Raw genomic sequence first — 20923 nt, 5'->3', positions numbered from 1 at the left:
GCGCCGTTACAATCACGCGATGATTCCGCACGACCTCACCTTCGTCCTCGGCGGCGCGCGCTCGGGCAAGAGCGCGCACGCCGAGCGGCTCGCCGCCGACAGCGGCCGCCCCGTCACCTACATCGCGACCGCGGCCGCGACGGCCGCCGACGCCGAATTCGAACGGCGCATCGCGCATCACCGCGCGCGCCGGCCGGCCGACTGGGGTTTCGCCGACGCCCCCGTCGATCTCGCCGGCACGCTCGCGCGGCTCGACGATCCGCACGCGTGCCTGCTCGTCGACTGCCTGACGCTGTGGCTCACGAACCTGCTGTGCCCGCTCGACGGCGAACCGCTCGACGATGCGCAGTACGCGGCGCAGGTCGAGCGGCTCGAGCACGCATTGCGCGGCGCGCGTGCGAAGGTGATCGTCGTCAGCAACGAAATCGGGCTCGGCGTCGTGCCGCTCGGGTCGGTCACGCGCCGCTACGTCGACGAACTCGGGCGCCTGAACCAGCGCGTCGCCGCGCTCGCGACGCGCGTGACGCTGCTGGTCGCCGGGCTGCCGCTCGAACTCAAGGCCGGAGCGCCGTCATGCTGATGCTGTCGCTGCCGCTCGTCGCGATGCTCGCGGTCGCGGCCGCGATCGTCGATCGTGTGATCGGCGAACCGGCCGGCTGGCATCCGCTCGTCGCGTTCGGCCGGCTCGCCGCGCGCATCGAAGGCGCACTGAACACGGGCCGGCGCGGCCGCGCGGTCGGCGTCGCCGCATGGGTCGCGGCCGTGGTGCCGCCGGTGGCCGTTGCCGCGTGGCTCGCGGCCGTGCTGCCCTGGCCGCTCGCGGCCGCGCTGCACGTCGCACTGCTGTGGTTCGCGCTCGGCGCGAAGAGCCTCGCCGACCATGTCGCGCCGATCGCCGCCGCGCTGCTGCGGCACGATCTCGACGCCGCGCGCGCGCTGACCGCGCGGATCGTGTCGCGCGACACGAGCGCAGCCGACGAAGGCGCGCTGTCGCGCGCGGCCGTCGAATCGGCCCTCGAGAACGGCAACGACGCGATCTTCGGCGCGCTCTTCTGGTTCGTCGTCGCGGGCGGCCCCGGCGCGCTGCTGTTCCGGCTCGCGAACACGCTCGACGCGATGTGGGGCTACCGCACGCCGCGCTTCCTGACCTTCGGCTGGGCCGCCGCGCGCCTCGACGACGCGCTCAACTGGATTCCCGCACGCCTCACCGCCGCGAGCTACGCGCTGCTCGGCGACACGGGCGCCGCGTGGCGCTGCTGGCGCACACAGGCGCGCCACTGGGACAGCCCGAACGCGGGCCCCGTGATGGCCGCGGGCGCCGGCAGCCTGAACGTGCAGCTCGGCGGCCCGGCCGTCTATCACGGCGAAATCGAAGACCGTCCCGCGCTCGGCACCGGCGCACCGGCGACGGCCGCGCACGTCGTCGCCGCGCTGTCGCTCGTCACGCGCACGCTCGCGCTGTGGCTCGCGCTGCTCGTCGCGAGCGGCGCACTCATCCTCGCTACCCATCATGTCTGACGCACGCATCCCGCACGGCGGCAACCTGCACGAAGCCGCGCGCCGCCACGGCATTCCGTACGACGCCTGGCTCGACCTGTCGACCGGCATCAATCCGGTCGGCTATCCGGTGCCGCCGGTCCCGGCCGACGCATGGCGCCGGCTGCCCGACGACGGCGACACGCTCGCCGCATGCGCGGCCGGCTACTACGGCGCACCCGATGCCGCGCACGTGCTGCCGGTCGCCGGCAGCCAGGCCGCGATCCGCGCGTTGCCCGCGCTGCTGCCGGCCGGCGACGCCGGCGTCGCGCCGCTCGCGTACGGCGAATACGCGCCTGCCTTCGCGCGCCACGGCCATCGGGTCGTCCCGCTCGACATCGCCTCGGACGCGTTGCCTGCAACGCTGCGTCACGTCATCGTCGGGAATCCGAACAATCCGACTGCCGAGTTCGTTCCGACCGAACGGCTGCTCGGCTGGCATGCGCAGCTGTCGGCACTCGGCGGCACGCTGATCGTCGACGAGGCCTTCGCGGATACGGGCGCCACGCCATCGCTCGCGCAGTACACCGATCGTCCGGGCCTCGTCGTGCTGCGCTCGGTCGGCAAGTTCTTCGGGCTCGCCGGCATTCGCGCAGGCTTCGTGCTCGCGCGTCCCGAGCTGATCGCCGCGCTGCGCGACATGCTCGGCGCATGGACCGTCAGCGGCCCCGCGCGTCACGCGGTCGCCGCCGCGTTCGCCGACCGCGCATGGCAGGCCGCCGCGCGCGAGCGGCTCGCGGCCGACGGCGCACGCCTCGCCGCGCTGCTGCGCGCGCACGGCTTCGCGGTGCACGCGACGCCGCTGTTCAGCTGGACCGACGACCCGCGCGCCGCCGCGCTGCATACGGCACTCGCCACGCACGGGATCTGGACGCGGCACTTCGCGCAACCGTCGAGCGTGCGCGTCGGCCTGCCGGGCAGCGAAGCCGAATGGCAGCGCGTCGCCGACGCGCTCGCGCAATGCGTTCCGACGCTGCAACGGGCATCCGCATGAACGCCCGCCCGTTGCGCCGGCTGCCGGTGCTCGCGATGCTGGTCGCGCTCGCGCCCTTCGCTCACGCCGACGTCACGACCCGCGACGATGCCGGCAACGCGATCACTCTGCCCGCACCGGCGCAACGCGTGATCAGCCTCGCGCCGCATGCGACCGAACTCGTCTACGCGGCCGGCGGCGGCGCGAAGCTGGTCGGCACGGTCACGTACAGCGACTATCCGCCCGCCGCGCAGGCCGTGCCGCGCGTCGGCGACAACAAGGCGCTCGACCTCGAGCGGATCGCCGCGCTGAAGCCCGACCTGATCGTCGTCTGGCGGCACGGCAATGCCGAGCGGCAGACCGACGCGCTGCGCGCGCTGCACATTCCGCTGTTCTTCAGCGAACCGAAGCATCTCGACGACGTCGCGACGTCGCTGCGCCGGCTCGGCACGCTGCTCGGCACGGAACCCGTCGCCGACGCGGACGCGGCATCGTTTTCGCGCGACATCGCGGCGCTGCGCGCGCGTTACGCGGCGCGCCCGCCCGTCACGATGTTCTTCCAGGTATGGGACCGGCCGCTGACGACGCTCAATGGCGCGCATCTGTTCAACGACGTCGTCACGCTGTGCGGCGGCCGAAACGTGTTCGCGGCGCTGAAGCCGCTCGCGCCGACCGTCACCGACGAGGCCGTGCTTGCAGCGAATCCGGAAGCGATCGTGACGACGAGCGCCGGCGCGACACGCTCGGACGCGCCGCTGCCGAGCCTCGCGCGCTGGCGTGCGTGGCCCGCGCTGACGGCCGTGGCGCGCAACAACCTGTTCGCGATCGACGGCGATCTGCTGACGCGGCCGTCGCCGCGGATCGCGCAAGGCGCGACCGCGCTGTGCGAGGATCTCGACACCGCGCGGGCGCGGCGGCCGGCGCGCTGATTTCGGGCTCTGATGCCCTCGCGCGCGTCAGACGCACACGCGGCTGCCTATTCGTCCCAGTGAACGACTTCCCAAGTGCGGGCGGCATCCTCCATCCGACGCTGATTTCGGGCCTTGGTGCCCTTGCGCGCGTCAGACGAACACTCGACTACCTACGCGTCCCAGTGGACGACTTCCCACGTGCGGGCGGCATCGTCCATCCGCAACCAGACGACGCCGCCCGTCGGCACCGGTCGTGACAGCAGCGTATCGAGCGGCACGCGCAGCGCATGCGATGCGAAAGCGCGAATCACGCCTGCGTGCGTGATCGCCCATTGCGGCGCGTCGGCCTGCGCGACCGCATCCGCGATCCGTGCGACACGCGCGGCGAACCGCGCGACGCTTTCGCCGCCATGCGCGCACGCATGCATCAGGTCGGCCGCCCACGCATCGAGCGCGGCGCGATCGATATCGTCCCAGCGCTGCAGCTCCCACGCGCCGAAGTCCATTTCCTGCCAGCCCGCGTCGCGCCGCAGCGGCACGTCGAACGCCTGCGCGAGCCGCTCGGCGACCGACGCGCAACGCGTCAGCGGGCTCGTCCAGACCTGTGCGGGCAACGGCGCCCCGAGCGCGGCCAGACGCTCGCGCATGGTCCGCGCCCCCGCCTCGGCCGGTGCGGCGAGCGGCACGTCGCTGCGTCCGTAGCACACGCCCGGCTCGACCGCGACGGCCGGATGGCGAATCAGGACGAGATCCATGCGAGCACCACGAGATAAATCGCCAGCTCGCTCAACTGCTGCGCGAAGCCGAGACAGTCGCCCGTATAACCGCCGATCCGCTTCACGAAATAGCGGGCCGCCCATGCGCGCACGAGCACGAGTGCGACGACGGCCGCGACGCCCGCGCGCCAGTCCGGCCAGAACAGCCACGGCAACCCGAATGCGGCCACGACGCAGGCCGCGCGCGCGCCCATGCGCCGTGCGACCGGTTTTGCCTTGCCTTCCGGCCGGACGTAGTCGAGCGACATCAGCAGGCTCACGGCCCCCGCGCGGCTCGCCGCATGCGCGGCGATCATCGTCCACGCGGCGCGCAGCGGCGGCATGGCTGCGAGCGCCTGCCATTTCAGGCCGAGCGCGATCACGAGCGCGGCCGCGCCGAACGTGCCGATGCGCGAATCGTGCATGATGCGCAGCACGTCGTCGCGCGCGTAGCCACCGCCAAACGCATCGCAGCTGTCGGCCAGGCCATCCTCGTGGAATGCGCCGGTCGCGAGCAGCGTCGCGGCCATCGACAGCCCGACCGCGATCGATGCCGGCAGCACGCGCAGCGCCGCGAGATAGACGAGCGCGCCCCAGGCGCCGACGCACGCGCCGACCAGCGGGAAGTAGCGTGCGGCCTGATCGAGATCGCCGGCCGCGTAGCCGATCGCGCGCGGCACCGGCACGCGCGTGAAATAGCCGAGCGCGACGAAGAAGTAGCGCAGTTCGGCGCGTACGCCCTGCGCGCGTTCAGGCGTCACGATTGTCGACGCCCGCGGATTCGAAGCTCGCCATCTCGGTGAGGAACGCGGCCGCCGCGCGCACCAGCGGCAGCGCGAGCGCGGCGCCCGTGCCTTCGCCGAGCCGCAGATCGAGCGCGAGCAGCGGCTTCGCGCCGAAATGATCGAGCATGCGCCGGTGCCCGGCCTCGTGCGACGCATGCGAGAACACGCAGTAGTCGCGCACGCCGGGCGCGATGCGCTCGGCGACGAGCAAGGCGGCCGTCGCGATGAAGCCGTCGACGAGGATCGTCATTCGCTCGCTCGCGGCCGCGAGATACGCGCCCGTCATCATCGCGATCTCGAAGCCGCCGAACGTCGCGAGCACGTCGAGCGGCGCGATCGCGTGCGAATGCCGGACGAGCGCGCGGCCGAGCACCGCGCGCTTGTGCGCGAGCCCCTGGTCGTCGAGACCCGTGCCGCGCCCGACGCACGCATCGATCGGCACGTCGAGCAGACGGCTCATCAGGCACGCGGCCGACGACGTGTTCGCGATCCCCATTTCGCCGAAGCCGATCACGTTCGTGCCGAGCGACGCGTGCAGGCGCACGCGCGCGGCACCCGCGGCGAGCGCCGTCTTCGCCTCGTCGTGCGTCATCGCGGGTTCGACCGCGAAGTTGCGCGTGCCGCGCGCGACCGGCAGCGACACGAGCCGGTCGGACACCGGCAGCGGCGACGCGACGCCCGCATCGACGATCTCGAGCACGCTCTGCGCGACGCCCGAGAACGCATTGATCGCCGCGCCGCCGGCCAGGAAGTTCGCGACCATCTGCGCGGTGACCGCCTGCGGATACGGGCTCACGCCCTCGGCTGCGATCCCGTGGTCGCCGGCGAACACGATCGTCACGGGACGCTGCACGTGCGGCCGCTCGGTGCGCTGGATCAGGCCGATCTGCAGCGCGAGCGCCTCGAGCTGGCCGAGGCTGCCGGGCGGCTTGGTCTTGTGATCGATCACATGCTGCAGACGCTTGCGCAGCGTGTCGTCGAGCGGCGCGATCGCGGGCGGGAAGTCGGTCGGGTTCGTCATCGGAAGGTTGCCTCGTTGGTGCGGCCGCTGCCGCGCATCGAAAGAAGGAAATTCATCGTCGCTCGGGCCACGCGGGCAGCAGCGCATCGCGGCCGTTCTCGCGGATCAGCACGAGCGGGTAGCCGAACGCGTCGCTCGCGCGCGCCGGCGTCAGCACATCGAGCACGGGGCCCGCCCACGCATGGCCGCGGCCGTCGAGCAACAGCGCGTGCGTCGCGAAACGCCGCGCGAGATTCAGGTCGTGGCACGAGAACAGCACCGTGCGTGGGCCCGCGTCGAGCCAAACGCTCAGCGCGGTCAGGCCGTCGATCTGGTGATGCAGGTCGAGATGGGCGAGCGGTTCGTCGAGCAGCATCAGCGGCGCGTCCTGGCACAGCGTCGCGGCCAGCGCGACACGCTGCCGCTCGCCGCCCGACAGCGACAGCACGTCGCGCGACGCGAGCGCGCTCAGCCCGAACGTCGCGAGCGCGTCGCGCGCGGCCGCGCGGTCTCCCTCGTGCTCCCAGCCCCAGCCGCCGAGATACGGAAAGCGGTTGAGCAGCACCGTGTCGAATACCGTCGCGCTGAATGCGTCGTGCAATTGCTGCGGCATCAGCGCGCGACGCCGTGCGAGCTGTTCGGGCGGCCAGGCGGCGAGCGGCCGGCCGTCGATCTCGACCTGCCCGCCGGCCGGCCGCTGCAGGCCCGCGAGCGTCGCGAGCAGCGTCGTCTTGCCGGCGCCGTTCGGCCCCGCGACGCACCAGATCTCGCCGGGCCGGAACACCTGCGTGAAGCCGTCGAGCAGGGTCCGTGCGCCGGCCCTCAGCGTGAGGTCGACCGCCGCATAGGTCATGTCGCCGGCGGTGTGCGGTGCGGCATGCGTCATCGCATCGGTCTCCTCAGCAACATCCACAGGAACACCGGCACACCGATCAACGCGGTCATCACGCCGACCGGCAATTGCGCGGGCGCGATGGCGGTGCGCGCGAGCAGGTCGGCCGCCATCACGCCGCCGCCGCCCGCGAGCATCGCGGCGGGCAGCAGCATGCGCTGGTCGTTGCCGAATGCGAGCCGCAGCGCGTGCGGCACGACGAGGCCGACGAAACCGATCGTGCCGGCCGTCGTCACCGCGGCCGCGGCGGCCAGCGACGCGACGAGGTAGATCCGCATGCGCAGCCGCGCGACCGGCACGCCGAGCGCGAGCGCGGTCGCGTCGCCGCGCAGCAGCACGTTGAGCTGCGGCGCGGCCGGCAGCGCGACGCAGGCGGCGAGCAGCAGCGCGCCCCATGCGAACCAGGGCGCCGTCACGCCGTTCAGATCGCCCGTCAGCCAGAAGATGATGCCGCGCAGCCGCGCCTCGGGCGCGAGCGACAGCAGCAGCGTGACGAGCGCGCCCCACCCGGCCGCGATCACGACCCCCGTGAGCAGCAGCCGCGGCGACGCGTCGCGCGCATCGCCGCGCCACAGTTCGCGGCGCGCAAGCCCGAGCACGAGCGCGACCGACACGAACGCGCCGGCGAACGCGGCCGCATCGACGAGCCACCACGCGGCGCCCGCGATCATCGCGACGAGCGCGAAGCCGGCCGCGCCGCCGGACACGCCGAGCACGTACGGCTCCGCGAGCGGATTGCGCAACAGCACCTGCAGCAGCGCACCGGCCAGCGCGAGCAGCGCGCCGCACGCGAAGCCCGCGAGCGCACGCGGCAGCCGCAACGTGCGCACGATGTCGGCGAGCAGTGCGTCGCCGCCGTGCGGCACGAGCGACGCGAGCGCCTGCCACGGCGACATCGGCACGCTGCCGATCGACAGCGACGCGACGAACAGCAACGCGACCACGGCCGCGAGCGCGACCCAGATCGCGGCGGCACGCGCGGCGCTCATGCGCCGCACGGCATCGCGCATGACGCGTGACGCTTTCGCTGACCGTCACGGCCGGCCGGGCTCGGCACCGGCGTCGCGCTCCGGCGTGTCGTAGGCATACGCAAGCTCGTCATCCTCGTCGAACAGGTGGTTGATGCGTGCACGGACGAACCGTGCCCCGGTGATGTCGTCGCGCGCACGGCCCGGATGCCATGCGCGGCATAACGCATGATTCACGGCCAGCGACGCCCCATACCGCGCGCGACGATCGGCACCCGGATTCCGCATTTCGTCGCTCGGGTCCCGCAATGCGGCGGCCGGCCGCGTGTCGGTCGCACCGACGTGACACGCGCGCGATCCGTCGAGCCGCATCCTCGCGCGGCCGACATTCTGCGCAATATAGTGGAAGCCGCCGCATCGGGTCGATCGCCATCGCGCTTGCGTCACCGTCAGGCACGCTCGGTGCGGCAACCACGACGTCCGGCAGCAAGGGGGCAGGGTCGCGCCACGCAACCGGGCGCGGTGCCGCGCGTCGTCGCCGATCCGGACGAATCGGCGTGCGTTGCGCTCCGCGCGATGGCGGCAGGCGATATTCCGCGGCGTGCGCCGCACGCCGTGCGGACGATTGGGGTCAGCATCGAAGACAAGTCCCGTGAAGCACTGCGCGCCCCGCTTCCCCGCAGGCCGCGCGTCATGAAGCCGTGCAGGCTCCTCGCCTCGGCCGGTATCCGGGCTGGCGGCGTACCGGCTCGCCTTCCCGCGCGTATCACGCGCAGTGGCCCGCGCCAGCGTGCGACCTGCACGCGAAACGCGCCCGAGCCGGCCTGCGTCATGCGACGCGGCCGCTTACCGTTGCGGGGGCAGCGCAGGTTGGCGAACTCCGGGCGGAGCACGCGCCCTGCTTCCCGTTTAACCGCGCGACACACGCGCGAGCACCGAGGCGGCGCCAGTTTAGGAGCGGGCCGCGCGAGCGTCAAGAAAGCGGCCGGACGCATGCGGAACACGTGCCGGACCCGTGTATTCGCGGCAAGAAGCCGGGGTGTTACGACTGGAAACGATACAGATGTCGGAATGCGCGTTATTCCGCGCTAAAATGCTGGGTCTTTAGAGGACGCAGCAAATGCTCAACGAACTCGAAACTTTATCTCAAAATATTGGCCGTCTGATCTCGCTGAACAAGCGCTATCACTCGGAACGGCTCGCGCTCGAGGAGCAGGTCGCGCAATTGCGCGCGGAAGCGGACACGGTCCGCGCGGAACTCGCGCAACTGCGCGACGAACGCAATGCGCTCGCGGCCGAGCGCGACACGCTGTCGGCAAAGATCGACGACGCCCAGGTCAAACTGAATGCGATTCTCGAAAAGCTGCCGCGCACGAAGAGCGCGGAGCAAGCCGACAACCAGCTCGACCTGCTGGATGCGCAGGCGCGCACGGATAGCGACGACGCGGCCAGCCACGGAGAACATGCATGAGCACCAAGCAGATCGAAGTCTCGATTCTCGGTCAGCCCTATCGGCTCGCCTGTTCGGCCGAGACCGAAGCGGCGCTGCTCGAGGCCGTCGCGCGCGTCGACGCCGAAATGTCGAAGATCCGCGCGAACAGCTCGGTGCGCGGCACCGACCGCATCGCGGTAATGGCCGCGCTGTCGCTCGCGTCCGAATTGCTGCGGCTGCAAACGAGCGTGCGTCACGGTGAAGCATTTCCGGCGGAAGAAATCCGTCGTACAATGCACCAGATGAACGAACAACTCGGCGCGGTGCTCGCACAGCACGAGACGCAGTAACGTTTGATCGATGCGTCGATTCCCCTTGATCTCGGCGATCAACGGTGGTCAAATTGGCGCAACGAAACACAGTTCAGTCAGCTTCCCTGCCTGGTTCGCCAAGGTCATATATTCCTTGAACCAATGCCATGTGCACGGTTGCGGAAATTTGTAGCACGGGCGCGCGCGTCACTCTGTCTGATGTACCCGAAGTGCTGCTAACTGCGACCAATTCTGAACCCCAGGTTCAGGATGCCGGCCTAGCGGCCAAGGCGGGGGCCTATTCAACGGCATCGGGAAGTCCCGATGCCGTTTCCTTTTGTAGCAGCCCTTTCTGCGTCGATCACGATCCATGCAATACTGGCTGATGAAGTCCGAACCGGACGAAGCAAGCATCGACGATCTCGCGCACGCGCCGCAGCACTCGCTGCCGTGGACCGGCGTGCGCAACTATCAGGCGCGCAATTTCATGCGCGACACGATGAAGATCGGCGACGGCGTGCTGTTCTATCACTCGAGCTGCCCGGAACCGGGCATCGCGGGCCTCGCCGAAGTCTCGTCGACACCCTACCCCGACCCCACCCAGTTCGATCCGGCAAGCCCGTATTACGATCCGAAGTCGATGCAGGAAGCACCGCGCTGGCTGCTCGTCGACGTGCGCTTCGTGAAGAAGGCGCCGCTCGTGCCGCTCGCCGCGCTGCGCGAACACGACGAACTCGCCGACATGCGCGTGCTCGCACGCGGCAACCGGCTGTCGATCACGCCCGTCACGCGTGCCGAGTGGCGCTTCATCACCGAAAAGCTGATGAAGTAGGCGTGCGCGGCAAGCAGACGCCAAAGGTCAAATCCGGTCAACACGCGCCACCGCCACGGAACTCGCGGCGCGTTCGCGCAGCCTAAGCAACCGCTGTCGCCCGATCGGGCGGCGGCCGTTTTTCGTCGCGCGGTACGCCCGCGTCGCGCACGCGTGATCCGCCTGCGCGCCCTCGCACAAGGAATCCAACAATGACCAAGAAATCCGCACTCGCGCTGTCGCTCGCCCTCGCCGCCGCCCTGCCCGTCGCGCTGACGCTCGCGTCGCCCGCCGCGCACGCACAGACCGCGAACCCGCACTTCCCGGAGCCGGCAGGCGTGCTGTCGCTGTCGTCGCAGGCCAGCGCCGACGTGCCGCAGGACATCATCCACATCACGCTGTTCTACGAACAGCAGGCGAAAGACCCGGGCAGCCTGACGTCGGCACTGAACCAGCGCGCCGACGCGGCGCTCGCGCAGACGAAGGGCGTGACGGGCGTCACCGCGCACACCGGCGCGTTCTCCGTCTATCCGAGCACCGATCGCGACGGGAAGATCTCCGCGTGGCGCGGTCGTACCGAAGTCGTGCTCGAATCGCGCGATTTCGCGGCGGCGTCGAAGCTCGCGGGCCAGTTGTCGAACCAGATGCAGATCGCGAACGTCGAGTTCTCGCTGTCACCCGAAGCGCAGCGCGCGGCCGAGCAGAAGCTCACGACCGAAGCGATCAAGTCGTTCCGCGCACGCGCGGACGAAGCCGCGAAGGCGTTCGGCTACAACAGCTACTCGATTCGCGACGTGAACGTCGGCGGCAGCCGCAACGTGCAGCCGTACCCGCGCATGATGGCGATGGCCGCCGCACCGATGGACAGCGCGAAGATGAGCGCGCCGATTTCGGTCGAAGGCGGCAAGGCGACCGTGTCGGTTACGGTCAACGGCTCGGTGCAGATGAAGTAACGCGCATCGCGCAACGCGCGGCAGATGTGAAAACGCCGGCCCTCGGGCCGGCGTTTTTCGTTTGCGATCCTGCGATCGACGCGCACGCCGATCGTGCGCGTCCGCATCGCATCAGAGATCACGCACCACGCGTCACACGACTCGCGCGTGACGCAACCGCATCACGCCGCGACATCACGCGACCGCATTCGCCGCGCGACGGCGATACGCCCACACCAGTAACGCGACGCCCACGAGGATCATCGGCAGCGACAGCCACTGCCCCATCGACAGGCCGAGCGCGAGCAGGCCGAGGAAGTCGTCCGGTTCGCGCGCGAATTCGACCGTGAAACGCGCGAGCCCGTAGCCGATCAGGAACAGCGCGGAGATCGCACCCATCGGCCGCGGCTTGCGCGAGAAGAAGAACAGCACGAAGAACAGCGCAATGCCTTCGAGCGCGATTTCGTAGAGCTGCGAAGGATGGCGCGGCAGCATCTGATACTGCATGAACACGTCGGCCAGATGCCACTTCTCGACGAGCACCGGATGCTTCGGCAGCCATGCCGCGTCATCGCGCATCGCGCCCGGGAACAGCATCGCCCACGGCGCGTTCGGATCGGTCACGCGGCCCCACAGCTCGCCGTTGATGAAGTTGCCGAGCCGCCCGGCCGCGAGCCCGGTCGGCACCATCGGCGCGACGAAGTCGGTGACTTGCAGCCAGTGGCGCTTGCGCTGCCACGCGAACAGCGCCATCGCGAGCGTCACGCCGAGGAAGCCGCCGTGGAACGACATCCCGCCTTCCCACACCTTGAACACGTCGAGAGGATGCGAGAAGTAGAAGTCGGCCTTGTAGAACAGCACGTAGCCGAGCCGGCCGCCGAGCACAGTGCCGAGCACGCCGTAGAACATCATGTCGTCGATGTCCTTCGCGGTCCAGCCCTGCGCCGCGACGTGCGGCAGCTTCAGGCGGATCCGGCCGACGACGATCGCCGCGATGAAGCCGACGAGATACATGAGGCCGTACCAGCGCACGGCCAGCGGCCCGAGGTGGATCGCTACGGGGTCGAAATTCGGGTGAATGATCATGGGTTAGCGATGAAGTTTTCGAATGCGGTACGGCGCTCGCACCGGCGCCGCACCGCGCATTGGACGGCGCCGGCGCGCCATCGTTCGCGTCACGTGGCGAGCCCCTGCGCGCGCACGACGTCGATGAAGCCGGCGAGCACGGGGCTGACGTCGCCCGTGCGCCACACGAGGCCGGTTTCGACGACCGGCGCGTCGCCGGCGAGCGGCCGGTAGACCACACCGGTACGCCGCAGGTTACGCAACGACTGCGGCACCAGTGCGACGCCCATGCCGGCCGACACGAGGCTGACGATCGTCTGCATCTGGATCGCCTCCTGGCCGATGCGCGGGGTTTCCCCCGCCGCGCCGTAGCAGCCCGTAATGATGTCATAAAAGCCGGGCGCCAAACGACGCGGGAAGATCACGAGCGGCAGCGCGGCCAGGTCGGCCAGATGCACGGGTTCGTCTTCGGACACGCCGTGCGCCGCGGCCGCCGGCATCGCGACCACCAGCGGCTCGCGCACGACCGGCAGGTACGACAGCCCGACCGCGTGGCGCGGCGGCACCGGCGGAATCACGAGCCCCGCGTCGATGCGGCCCGCGACGAGTTCGTCGATCTGCACGTCGCTCGTCGCCTCCGCGAGCTGCAGCCGCACCTGCGGATAACGCGCGCCGAACGCGCGCAGCAGCGACGGCAGCAGCCCGTAATCGGCGGTCGACACGAACGCGAGCGACAGCGAACCGGCTTCGCCGCGCGCGAGGCGCCGTGCGAGCGGCGGCAGCGCGTCGGCCGACGCGAGCAGCCGGCGCACGTCGGGCAACAGCGCCGCACCGACCGCCGTCAGCGCGACCGAGCGCTTGGTGCGCGCGAACAGCGCGACGCCGAGCGCGTCCTCCAGCGCCCGGATCGCCTGCGACAGCGGCGGCTGCGTCATCGACAGGCGCTCGGCCGCGCGGCCGAAATGGCGCTCGTCGGCAACGGTCACGAAATAGCGCCACTGGCGCAGGTCGGGCGTCGGATCGGCCATGCTTCACTCATTCGCAAAATGACTTAATAAGCGACAAATAATATATTGGACATCCCAAACCGGAAACTCCATGCTTGATTGATCCGAACCGGTGCGCCGATCGCGGGCGTCGCCAATCCAACGATGGAGTCCCCCATGCCGTACAACCGTCGCTCGAAGCACATCACGCAAGGCGTGGCCCGTTCGCCGAACCGCTCGATGTATTACGCCCTCGGCTACCAGAAGGACGATTTCGACAAGCCGATGATCGGCATCGCGAACGGCCACTCGACGATCACGCCGTGCAACTCGGGCCTGCAGCGGCTGTCCGACGCGGCCGTCGCGGCGGTGAAGGCGGCCGATGCCAACCCGCAGATCTTCGGCACGCCGACGATCTCGGACGGCATGTCGATGGGCACCGAGGGCATGAAGTACTCGCTGGTGTCGCGCGAAGTGATCGCCGACTGCATCGAGACCTGCGTACAGGGCCAGTGGATGGACGGCGTGGTGGTGGTCGGCGGCTGCGACAAGAACATGCCGGGCGGGATGATCGCGCTGGCGCGCCTGAACGTGCCGGGCATCTACGTGTACGGCGGCACGATCCGCCCCGGCCACTGGAAGGGCCGCGACCTGACGATCGTGTCGTCGTTCGAGGCGGTCGGCGAGTTCACCGCGGGCCGGATGTCGCAGGAAGATTTCGAAGGGGTCGAGAAGAACGCGTGCCCGACCTCGGGGTCGTGCGGCGGAATGTACACCGCGAACACGATGAGCTCGTCGTTCGAGGCGCTCGGCATGTCGCTGATGTACTCGTCGACGATGGCGAACCCCGATCAGGAGAAGGTCGACTCGGCCGCCGAATCGGCGCGCGTGCTGGTCGAGGCCGTGAAGCGCGACCTGAAGCCGCGCGACATCATCACCAAGGAGTCGATCGAGAACGCGGTATCGCTGATCATGGCGACCGGCGGCTCGACCAACGCGGTGCTGCACTATCTCGCGATCGCGCACGCGGCCGAGGTCGACTGGACGATCGACGACTTCGAGCGCATCCGCAAGCGCGTGCCGGTGATCTGCGACCTGAAACCGTCGGGCCAGTACGTCGCGACCGACCTGCACCACGCCGGCGGCATCCCGCAGGTGCTGCGGATCCTGCTCGATGCGGGGCTGCTGCACGGCGGCTGCATGACGATCACCGGCCGCACGCTCGCCGACGAATTGAAGGACGTGCCGGGCGTGCCGCGCGCGGACCAGAAGGTGATCTTCCCGATCGATCGCGCGCTGTACAAGGAAGGCCATCTCGCGATCCTGAAGGGCAACCTCGCGGAAGACGGCGCGGTGGCGAAGATCACCGGTCTGAAGAACCCGGTGATCACGGGCCCGGCGCGCGTGTTCGACGACGAGCAAAGCGCGATGGACGCGATCCTCGGCGACCGGATCCGCGCGGGCGACGTGCTGGTGCTGCGCTATCTCGGCCCGCAGGGCGGCCCCGGCATGCCGGAAATGCTCGCGCCGACGTCGGCGATCATCGGCAAGGGGCTCGGCGAATCGGTCGGCTTCATCACCGACGGCCGCTTCTCGGGCGGCACCTGGGGGATGGTGGTCGGGCACGTCGCGCCCGAAGCGTTCGTCGGCGGCACGATCGCGCTCGTGCAGGAAGGCGACTCGATCACGATCGATGCGCACCGGCTGGTGCTGCAGCTGAACGTCGACGACGCGGAGCTCGCGCGCCGGCGCGCCGCGTGGAAGCAGCCGGCGCCGCGCTACACGCGCGGCGTGCTCGCCAAGTTCGCGGCCCTCGCCCGCCCGGCGAACCAGGGCGCCGTCACCGGCTGATGCGGCGCGCGGGGCATGCGACCCCATTGCGAACGGCCGCCGGGGAAACGCGCAAAACGCGCTTTCCCTTTGCTTTTATAATGCGCGGACCGTGAAGCCGGCCGTCTCCGCCGGCGGAGAACCGCATGAAACAGACGATATTGCGCGCGCTGCTCGTCGCGCTGCTGACCGGCAGCGCGGCGGCGGCACACGCCGACCCGGCCGGCGACGGGTTCGCGCTCGCACAGCGCAAGAACTGCATGGCCTGCCATGCGGTCGGCAAGCCGCTGATGGGCCCGTCGTTCCACGACATCGCCGGCAAGTACGTGGCACGCGCCGACGCCGTCGATTACCTCGCGCAATCGATCGTGAAAGGCAGCGTCGGGGTGTGGGGTGGCGTGCCGATGCCCGCCAATACGCAGTTGACGAGCGCAGAAGCGCACACGCTCTCGCAATGGGTGCTGTCGCTGCGCTGAACCGGATGACCGGGTGCGTGCACCGCGCGCCGCGCTTTGCGCCCGGCAGCGTTCCGCGCTTGTCGTTGCAACCCGGCCGGCAATCGTCAACGACGATGACTGGAGCCGCGCCCGCGGCTCCTGCGCACGAAACGTGCGGTGCGCTCAGCCTGAATGACCGGTCCGGCGGCGGGCGATCTCCGCGTCGACCGCGTCGCGAACCCACTCCATCACTTCGGTTTCGAGCGCCAGCGCCACTTCGCGCGTGATCTGGCCGACGAGCCAGGCCGTATGGTCGTGCAGCGCGTCGCGACAGCGGGCCTCGATGGCCTCGCGCCCTTCCCCGGTCAGATAATTCGTCAGCCGATTGCGCAGACGCTCGGCGATATGCTGCGTGTCCTCCGCCGTCAGCGCGGCGGCCGCCTGCGCGTCCGGATGCGACGCGCCGGTGAGTTGAGCAGTAGCCAGCCCGCCGGTAGCCGGTGCAATCGCGTGGTGGGACAGCATCGCTTCGCCAGCATCGCGCGGCATCGCGGCAACGCCGGCCTGCTGCGCGTCGTCGGCGGCCAGCGCGGAGCGCAGCGGCGCCTGCGCCGCAGCCGACTCTTCCGCGACGACGTGCCCGGCGGCACCGGGTTGCGCCGGCGCATCGCTGTCGCCCGGCAACTCGACGGTCGGGATGTCCGGCGTCGGCACCGGCTCGACGATCACGAATTCGGGGTCGGTTCCCGGCTGCTCCGGCGCGGCGGACGCCAGGGCCGGATGGCCTGATACCAGCACGTCGGTCAGCACCGGCACGGCGGCAACGTCGTGTGGCAGCTCATCGGCCGCTGACGAACGCGCCGGCACCGGCTTGCCCGGCACCAGCACGTCGGTCAGCGTCGGGATCGAAGAGGATTCGGCTTGTGTCACGGGAACGCTCCGTCGACGGTTTCGGCTAGCTGCCCTGCTTGTAGTTGTTCAGCGCGTAGCCGCGATCGCGATAGAAGCGGTAGCGGTCGCGGCCCGCGGCCAGCTCGTCCGGCGCATTGCCGACCACTTCGAGCAGACGCTCGAAGCGGGCGAACTGTGCGGGTACGGCTGCGCCGAGGTTCAGCAGCACATGATGATGCGGCGCCTGGTCGAGATCGGCGGCCAGCACGATCGGCGTGCCGGCCGCGTGCGCGCTGTCGACGCCGCAGTGCGGAATGAAATCGAGCGGCGAGAACGTCCAGAGCCGCTCGTCGAGCGCGCGCAGGCGCGCGGGCTCCGCGAGCACGACGACCGGCTGCCCGGCCAGGTAGGCCTTGCGCAGCAGCCGGCATGCGTATGCGAGCGAATCGCCGACGTTCGAATGGAAATCGATTCGCGTCATTGCCCGCGTACCCGCATCGTCGTGAGACCTGCCATCACTGGCCGGCGCGGTCGATCAGGAACTGCGCGAGCAGCGGCACCGGACGGCCGGTCGCGCCCTTCGCCGCGCCGCCCTTCCATGCGGTGCCGGCGATGTCCAGGTGCGCCCACGGATAGCTGTCGGTGAAGCGCGACAGGAAGCACGCCGCCGTCACGGCACCGGCCGGACGCCCGCCGATGTTCGCGATGTCCGCAAAATTCGACTTCAGCTGATCCTGGTACTCGTCGTCGAGCGGCATGCGCCACGCCGGATCGTTCGCTTCGCGCGATGCATCGAGCAGTTCGCCCGCGAGTGCGTCGTCCTTCGAGAACAGGCCGCTGTTGTGGGCGCCGAGCGCGATCACGCAGGCGCCCGTGAGCGTCGCCACGTCGATCACCGCAGCCGGCTTGAAGCGCTCCGCATAAGTGAGCGCGTCGCACAGGATCAGGCGGCCCTCGGCGTCGGTGTTGAGCACCTCGATCGTCAGTCCCTTCATGCTGGTGACGATGTCGCCCGGCTTGGTCGCGTTGCCGCCCGGCATGTTCTCGCAGGTCGGCACGATCGCGACGACGTTGATCTTCAGGCCCATTTCGGCGACCGCACGCATCGTGCCGAGCACCGAACCCGCGCCGCACATGTCGTACTTCATCTCGTCCATGCCCTCGCCCGGCTTCAGCGAGATGCCGCCCGTGTCGAACGTGATGCCCTTGCCGACCAGCACGACCGGCGCGGCCTTCGCGGCGGCGCCCTGGTAGTGCAGCACGATGAACTGCGGCGGCTCGACCGACGCACGCGCGACCGACAGGAACGAGCCCATCTTGAGCGCCTGGATCTGCTTCAGGCCGAGCACCTCGACCTTCAGACCCCAATCCTTCGCGATCTTCTTCGCGGTGTTGCCGAGATAGGTCGGCGTGCACACGTTGCCGGGCAGGTTGCCGAGGTCGCGCGTGAGGTCCATCCCGTTCGCCAGCGCGACGGCCTGCTTGACCGCCAGCTTCGCCGCCTTTTCATCGGCCGGATCGACGCTGAACACGACGCGCTTGAGCGTATGCGACGCCGGTTCCGGCTTGCTCTTCATCTGCGTGAAACGGTAGGTTTCGTTGCGCAGCGCGAGAATCGCCGCACGCACGCCCCAGTCGGAGCCGCGCTCGTCGACCGGCAGCTGCGCGAGCGTGAACGTGACCTGGCCGACCTTGGTCGCGAGCAGCGCGCGCCACGCGGCCGTCACTGCATCGTTGTAGGCTTTCTGATTGAAAGCATCCTGCTTGCCGAGGCCGACGAGCAGCACGCGCGACGCGCCGATGCCCGATACTTCGTGCAGGAACAGCGTCTTGCCGCGCTTGCCGTCCATGTCGCCGGCCTTCACCACGCGCGAGATCAGCCCCTTGGTGGCCGTGTCGATGTCGAGCGCCGCGCCCGAGAGAGTCTGCGCCTCGAAGATGCCGAGCACGATGCAGTCGGACTTCCCGGTCAGGAACCCCTTGGCCTCGCCTTTGCTCCAATCACAGCCTTTTATGCTAAAGTCCATCGCGCTTGTCCTCGGATAAAATCTGGGCTAAGGATGAAAGCCGCAATTATCCGCTATTTTTCCCGTGGCGGCGCGAGCGCTCCACCACGCGTGCGCAGCCTCCCGCCCTCTTCTCATCAAGAATGATCTTCGAACGCTCCCTCCAGCGCGAGCTTGCGTATACGGCTGGCGCCGTGTTCATGGTGCTGCTCACGATCATGCTCACGACGATGATGATCCGCATCGTCGGCTATGCCGCGTCCGGCGAAATCGATCCGCGCGACGTGCTCGTGCTGATCGGCCTGACCGTGATCGGCTACCTCGCCGTGATGCTCGTCGTCACGCTGTTCGTGTCGATCCTGTTCGTGCTGACCCGGTGGTACCGGGACTCCGAAATGGTGGTCTGGCTTGCATCCGGCGTGAGCCTCACGCGCCTGATCAAGCCGATCGGCGTGTTCGCCACGCCGATCGTCCTGCTGATCGCGTTCTTCGCGTTCGTCGGCTGGCCGTGGTCGAACCAGCAGAGCAAGCTGATCAAGGCGCGCTTCCAGCAGCGCGACGAGATCTCGCTGCTCGCGCCGGGCCAGTTCCGCGAATCAGCCTCGAACCATCGCGTGTTCTTCATCGAGAAGATGTCGCCGGACCAGAGCAAGGTGCAGAACGTGTTCGTCACGTCGACCGAGAACGGCAAGGTCAATGTCGTCGTGTCGCACACCGGCCACACGGAAACGAAGGACGGCGATCGCTTCGTCGTACTGGAAGACGGCCGCCGCTACGACGGCACGCCCGGCCAGCCGAACTTCAAGATCATGGAGTTCCAGCGCTACGGCGTGAAGATCACGAGCACCCCGGTCACCAACGTGCCGACCACCAACAGCACGCCGACACCGGACCTGCTGCGCAACCCGACGCGCGACAACCTCGCGGAATTCGCGTGGCGCGCGGGGCTGCCGCTGATCGCGATCAACCTGATGGTGCTCGGCATTCCGCTGTCGTACCAGAACCCGCGCCGCAGCCGCACGATCAACCTCGTGATGGCCGTGCTGATCTACCTGACGTACTCGAACCTGCTGAACGTCGTGCAGGCACAGATCGAGCAGGGCAAGATGTCGTTCGGCGTCGGCCTCGTCGGCCTGCACCTGGTCGTCGCGGCGATCGTCGCGTTCATCTTCTGGTTGCGCGTGCGCAATCGTCCGCTGTTTACACGCGCGCTGTTCGGCCGCTCGGGAGCATGATCGATGCGGCTCTATGAAAAATACTTCGCGCGGCAGATCTACGTCACGTTCATCTTCATCCTGTTCGCGTTCTCGGGCCTGTTCTTCTTCTTCGACCTGATCAGCGAACTGAACTCGGTCGGGCACGGCAACTACAAGTTCGGCTACGCGGTGCTGCGCGTCGCGCTGCAGACCCCGTCGCGCTTCTACGAGATCATCCCGGTCGCCGCGCTCATCAGCGCGATCTACGTATTCGCGCAGATGGCCGCGAACTCGGAATTCACGATCTTCCGCGTGTCGGGCCTCGCGACCAACCAGGCGCTGCGCTCGCTGCTGAAGATCGGCGTCCCGCTCGTGATCATCACCTACCTGATCGGCGAATTCGTCGGCCCGTACGCCGACCAGTTGTCCGAACGCGTGCGGCTGCAGGCGCTCGGCGCGTCGGTGTCGTCGAACTTCCAGTCGGGCGTGTGGGTGAAGGACACGCTCGCGGCCCGCGAGAACGGCGAGCAGGTCACGCGCTTCGTCAACGTCGGCAGCCTGTCGCCCGACTCGACGATCAGCAACGTGCGCATCTACGAGTTCGACTCGAAATTCCAGCTGCAGAACGTGCGGATCGCGCAGACGGGCCGCTACGAGCCGCCCGGCCACTGGCTGCTCAAGGGCGTCACGGAAACCGAACTGACGCCGATCAAGCCGGTCGGCGGCGCACCGGCCGACGCGCTGAACCCCGTGTACCGGTCGCAGCAGGTGACGCTGCCCGAATACCGGCTGCGCTCGGACCTGACGCCGCAGATCCTGTCGGTGCTGCTCGTGTCGCCGGAACGGATGTCGCTCATCAACCTGTTCCGCTACATCCAGCACTTGCGCGAAAACCAGCAGGACACGCAGCGCTACGACATCGCGCTGTGGCGCAAGCTGCTCTACCCGTTCGCGGTGTTCGTGATGCTCGTACTGTCGCTGCCGTTCGCGTACCTGCACACGCGTGCCGGCGTGGTCGGCGTGAAGGTGTTCGGCGGCATCATGCTCGGCATGAGCTTCCAGCTGCTCAACACGCTGTTCTCGCACATCGGCACGCTGAACACGTGGCCCGCACCGCTGACCGCGGCGACGCCGGGCCTCATCTATCTCGCGCTCGGCCTGTTCGCGCTCAAGTGGGTCGACCGGCACTGAGCGCCGTCACGACGG

General features: G+C 69.2%; 23 protein-coding genes, 1 other RNA gene and 1 riboswitch. Of the genes, 13 read left to right on the top strand and 11 right to left on the bottom strand.

What is annotated here, in order from left to right:
- The first annotated feature begins 19 nt into the window (after window positions 1-19).
- From cobU to U4Y91_RS08755, 4 genes are read left to right on the top strand one after another with little or no spacing between them, the layout of a single operon-like run.
- Window positions 20-580, top strand: a complete 561-nt coding sequence (cobU, locus tag U4Y91_RS08770; protein WP_321804744.1) for a bifunctional adenosylcobinamide kinase/adenosylcobinamide-phosphate guanylyltransferase — start codon at window positions 20-22, stop codon at window positions 578-580.
- Window positions 574-1518, top strand: a complete 945-nt coding sequence (gene cbiB, locus U4Y91_RS08765; RefSeq protein WP_321804743.1) for an adenosylcobinamide-phosphate synthase CbiB — start codon at window positions 574-576, stop codon at window positions 1516-1518. Before cobU ends, cbiB begins: the two co-directional genes overlap by 7 nt.
- Window positions 1511-2530 (top strand): threonine-phosphate decarboxylase CobD, encoded by a 1020-nt coding sequence (gene cobD / locus U4Y91_RS08760; protein WP_321804742.1) that lies wholly within the window; start codon window positions 1511-1513, stop codon window positions 2528-2530. Before cbiB ends, cobD begins: the two co-directional genes overlap by 8 nt.
- Entirely contained in the window at window positions 2527-3438 is a 912-nt protein-coding gene (locus U4Y91_RS08755) for a cobalamin-binding protein (protein ID WP_321804741.1), read from the top strand. Before cobD ends, U4Y91_RS08755 begins: the two co-directional genes overlap by 4 nt.
- 152 nt (window positions 3439-3590) lie before the next feature.
- Here the strand turns inward: U4Y91_RS08755 and cobC are convergent, their stop codons facing one another.
- The 6 genes from cobC to U4Y91_RS08725 are packed head-to-tail and all read right to left on the bottom strand — an operon-like array spanning window position 3591 to window position 8432.
- Window positions 3591-4175, bottom strand: a complete 585-nt coding sequence (cobC, locus tag U4Y91_RS08750) for an alpha-ribazole phosphatase (protein WP_321804740.1) — start codon at window positions 4173-4175, stop codon at window positions 3591-3593.
- On the bottom strand, window positions 4160-4936 hold the full coding sequence (locus U4Y91_RS08745; RefSeq protein ID WP_321804739.1) for an adenosylcobinamide-GDP ribazoletransferase: 777 nt from the start codon (window positions 4934-4936) through the stop codon (window positions 4160-4162). The genes cobC and U4Y91_RS08745 overlap by 16 nt, the downstream gene beginning before the upstream one ends.
- Window positions 4926-5981 (bottom strand): nicotinate-nucleotide--dimethylbenzimidazole phosphoribosyltransferase, encoded by a 1056-nt coding sequence (gene cobT / locus U4Y91_RS08740; RefSeq protein ID WP_321804738.1) that lies wholly within the window; start codon window positions 5979-5981, stop codon window positions 4926-4928. The genes U4Y91_RS08745 and cobT overlap by 11 nt, the downstream gene beginning before the upstream one ends.
- Window positions 5982-6033: 52 nt before the next feature.
- Complete coding sequence (locus U4Y91_RS08735; protein WP_321804737.1) at window positions 6034-6846, bottom strand: ABC transporter ATP-binding protein; 813 nt, start codon at window positions 6844-6846, stop codon at window positions 6034-6036.
- Entirely contained in the window at window positions 6843-7841 is a 999-nt protein-coding gene (locus tag U4Y91_RS08730; protein ID WP_321804736.1) for an iron ABC transporter permease, read from the bottom strand. The genes U4Y91_RS08735 and U4Y91_RS08730 overlap by 4 nt, the downstream gene beginning before the upstream one ends.
- Before the next feature lie 45 nt (window positions 7842-7886).
- Entirely contained in the window at window positions 7887-8432 is a 546-nt protein-coding gene (locus U4Y91_RS08725) for a hypothetical protein (RefSeq protein WP_321804735.1), read from the bottom strand.
- An 89-nt stretch (window positions 8433-8521) separates the two neighbouring features.
- A riboswitch (cobalamin riboswitch) is annotated at window positions 8522-8775 on the bottom strand.
- Between the two features lie 165 nt (window positions 8776-8940).
- Here U4Y91_RS08725 and U4Y91_RS08720 point away from each other — a divergent pair.
- The 5 genes from U4Y91_RS08720 (at window position 8941) to U4Y91_RS08700 (ending at window position 11327) form a co-directional block, all read left to right on the top strand.
- Window positions 8941-9291: an ATPase gene (locus tag U4Y91_RS08720; protein ID WP_044845635.1), complete on the top strand. Its 351-nt coding sequence runs from the start codon at window positions 8941-8943 to the stop codon at window positions 9289-9291.
- Window positions 9288-9602, top strand: coding sequence for a cell division protein ZapA (locus U4Y91_RS08715; protein ID WP_011885730.1), 315 nt, complete (start codon window positions 9288-9290; stop codon window positions 9600-9602). The genes U4Y91_RS08720 and U4Y91_RS08715 overlap by 4 nt, the downstream gene beginning before the upstream one ends.
- A gap of 80 nt (window positions 9603-9682) precedes the next feature.
- A non-coding RNA gene (gene ssrS, locus U4Y91_RS08710) (6S RNA) lies at window positions 9683-9864 on the top strand.
- Between the two features lie 69 nt (window positions 9865-9933).
- The gene (locus U4Y91_RS08705; RefSeq protein WP_321804734.1) at window positions 9934-10395 is read left to right on the top strand and encodes an EVE domain-containing protein; all 462 of its coding nucleotides are present in this window, start codon (window positions 9934-9936) and stop codon (window positions 10393-10395) included.
- Between the two features lie 191 nt (window positions 10396-10586).
- Window positions 10587-11327: an SIMPL domain-containing protein gene (locus U4Y91_RS08700; RefSeq protein WP_321804733.1), complete on the top strand. Its 741-nt coding sequence runs from the start codon at window positions 10587-10589 to the stop codon at window positions 11325-11327.
- 174 nt (window positions 11328-11501) lie between these two features.
- Here the strand turns inward: U4Y91_RS08700 and lgt are convergent, their stop codons facing one another.
- Both lgt and U4Y91_RS08690 read right to left on the bottom strand, forming a co-directional pair.
- On the bottom strand, window positions 11502-12392 hold the full coding sequence (lgt, locus tag U4Y91_RS08695; protein ID WP_321804732.1) for a prolipoprotein diacylglyceryl transferase: 891 nt from the start codon (window positions 12390-12392) through the stop codon (window positions 11502-11504).
- 89 nt (window positions 12393-12481) lie between these two features.
- Window positions 12482-13399, bottom strand: coding sequence for a LysR substrate-binding domain-containing protein (locus U4Y91_RS08690; protein ID WP_321804731.1), 918 nt, complete (start codon window positions 13397-13399; stop codon window positions 12482-12484).
- A 135-nt stretch (window positions 13400-13534) separates the two neighbouring features.
- On the opposite strand from U4Y91_RS08690, the gene ilvD reads away from it, so the two are divergent.
- Both ilvD and U4Y91_RS08680 read left to right on the top strand, forming a co-directional pair.
- A complete protein-coding gene (ilvD, locus tag U4Y91_RS08685) occupies window positions 13535-15208 on the top strand; it encodes a dihydroxy-acid dehydratase (RefSeq protein ID WP_321804730.1) in 1674 nt (557 codons plus the stop codon).
- Between the two features lie 125 nt (window positions 15209-15333).
- Window positions 15334-15663 carry a c-type cytochrome gene (locus U4Y91_RS08680; RefSeq protein WP_321804729.1) on the top strand — a complete coding sequence of 110 codons (330 nt, stop codon included), beginning with the start codon at window positions 15334-15336 and terminating at the stop codon, window positions 15661-15663.
- Window positions 15664-15807: 144 nt separating this feature from the next.
- Here the strand turns inward: U4Y91_RS08680 and U4Y91_RS08675 are convergent, their stop codons facing one another.
- The 3 genes from U4Y91_RS08675 to U4Y91_RS08665 are packed head-to-tail and all read right to left on the bottom strand — an operon-like array spanning window position 15808 to window position 18542.
- Entirely contained in the window at window positions 15808-16554 is a 747-nt protein-coding gene (locus U4Y91_RS08675) for a DUF2486 family protein (protein WP_321804728.1), read from the bottom strand.
- A 25-nt stretch (window positions 16555-16579) separates the two neighbouring features.
- The gene (locus U4Y91_RS08670) at window positions 16580-16996 is read right to left on the bottom strand and encodes a DNA polymerase III subunit chi (protein WP_044845627.1); all 417 of its coding nucleotides are present in this window, start codon (window positions 16994-16996) and stop codon (window positions 16580-16582) included.
- A gap of 34 nt (window positions 16997-17030) precedes the next feature.
- Complete coding sequence (locus tag U4Y91_RS08665) at window positions 17031-18542, bottom strand: leucyl aminopeptidase (RefSeq protein ID WP_321804727.1); 1512 nt, start codon at window positions 18540-18542, stop codon at window positions 17031-17033.
- 122 nt (window positions 18543-18664) lie between these two features.
- Between U4Y91_RS08665 and lptF the strand changes: the two genes are divergently transcribed.
- Both lptF and lptG read left to right on the top strand, forming a co-directional pair.
- Window positions 18665-19756, top strand: coding sequence for an LPS export ABC transporter permease LptF (lptF, locus tag U4Y91_RS08660; protein ID WP_321804726.1), 1092 nt, complete (start codon window positions 18665-18667; stop codon window positions 19754-19756).
- A gap of 3 nt (window positions 19757-19759) precedes the next feature.
- Window positions 19760-20908: an LPS export ABC transporter permease LptG gene (gene lptG / locus U4Y91_RS08655; RefSeq protein WP_321802827.1), complete on the top strand. Its 1149-nt coding sequence runs from the start codon at window positions 19760-19762 to the stop codon at window positions 20906-20908.
- Window positions 20909-20923 lie beyond the last annotated feature (15 nt).

Source organism: Burkholderia sp. BCC1993 (assembly GCF_905339865.1).
In the GTDB taxonomy this organism is placed as follows: Bacteria; Pseudomonadota; Gammaproteobacteria; order Burkholderiales; family Burkholderiaceae; genus Burkholderia.
The sequence above is the reverse complement of the archived record's forward strand: the minus strand, read 5'-3'. Positions and strand labels throughout refer to the sequence as shown.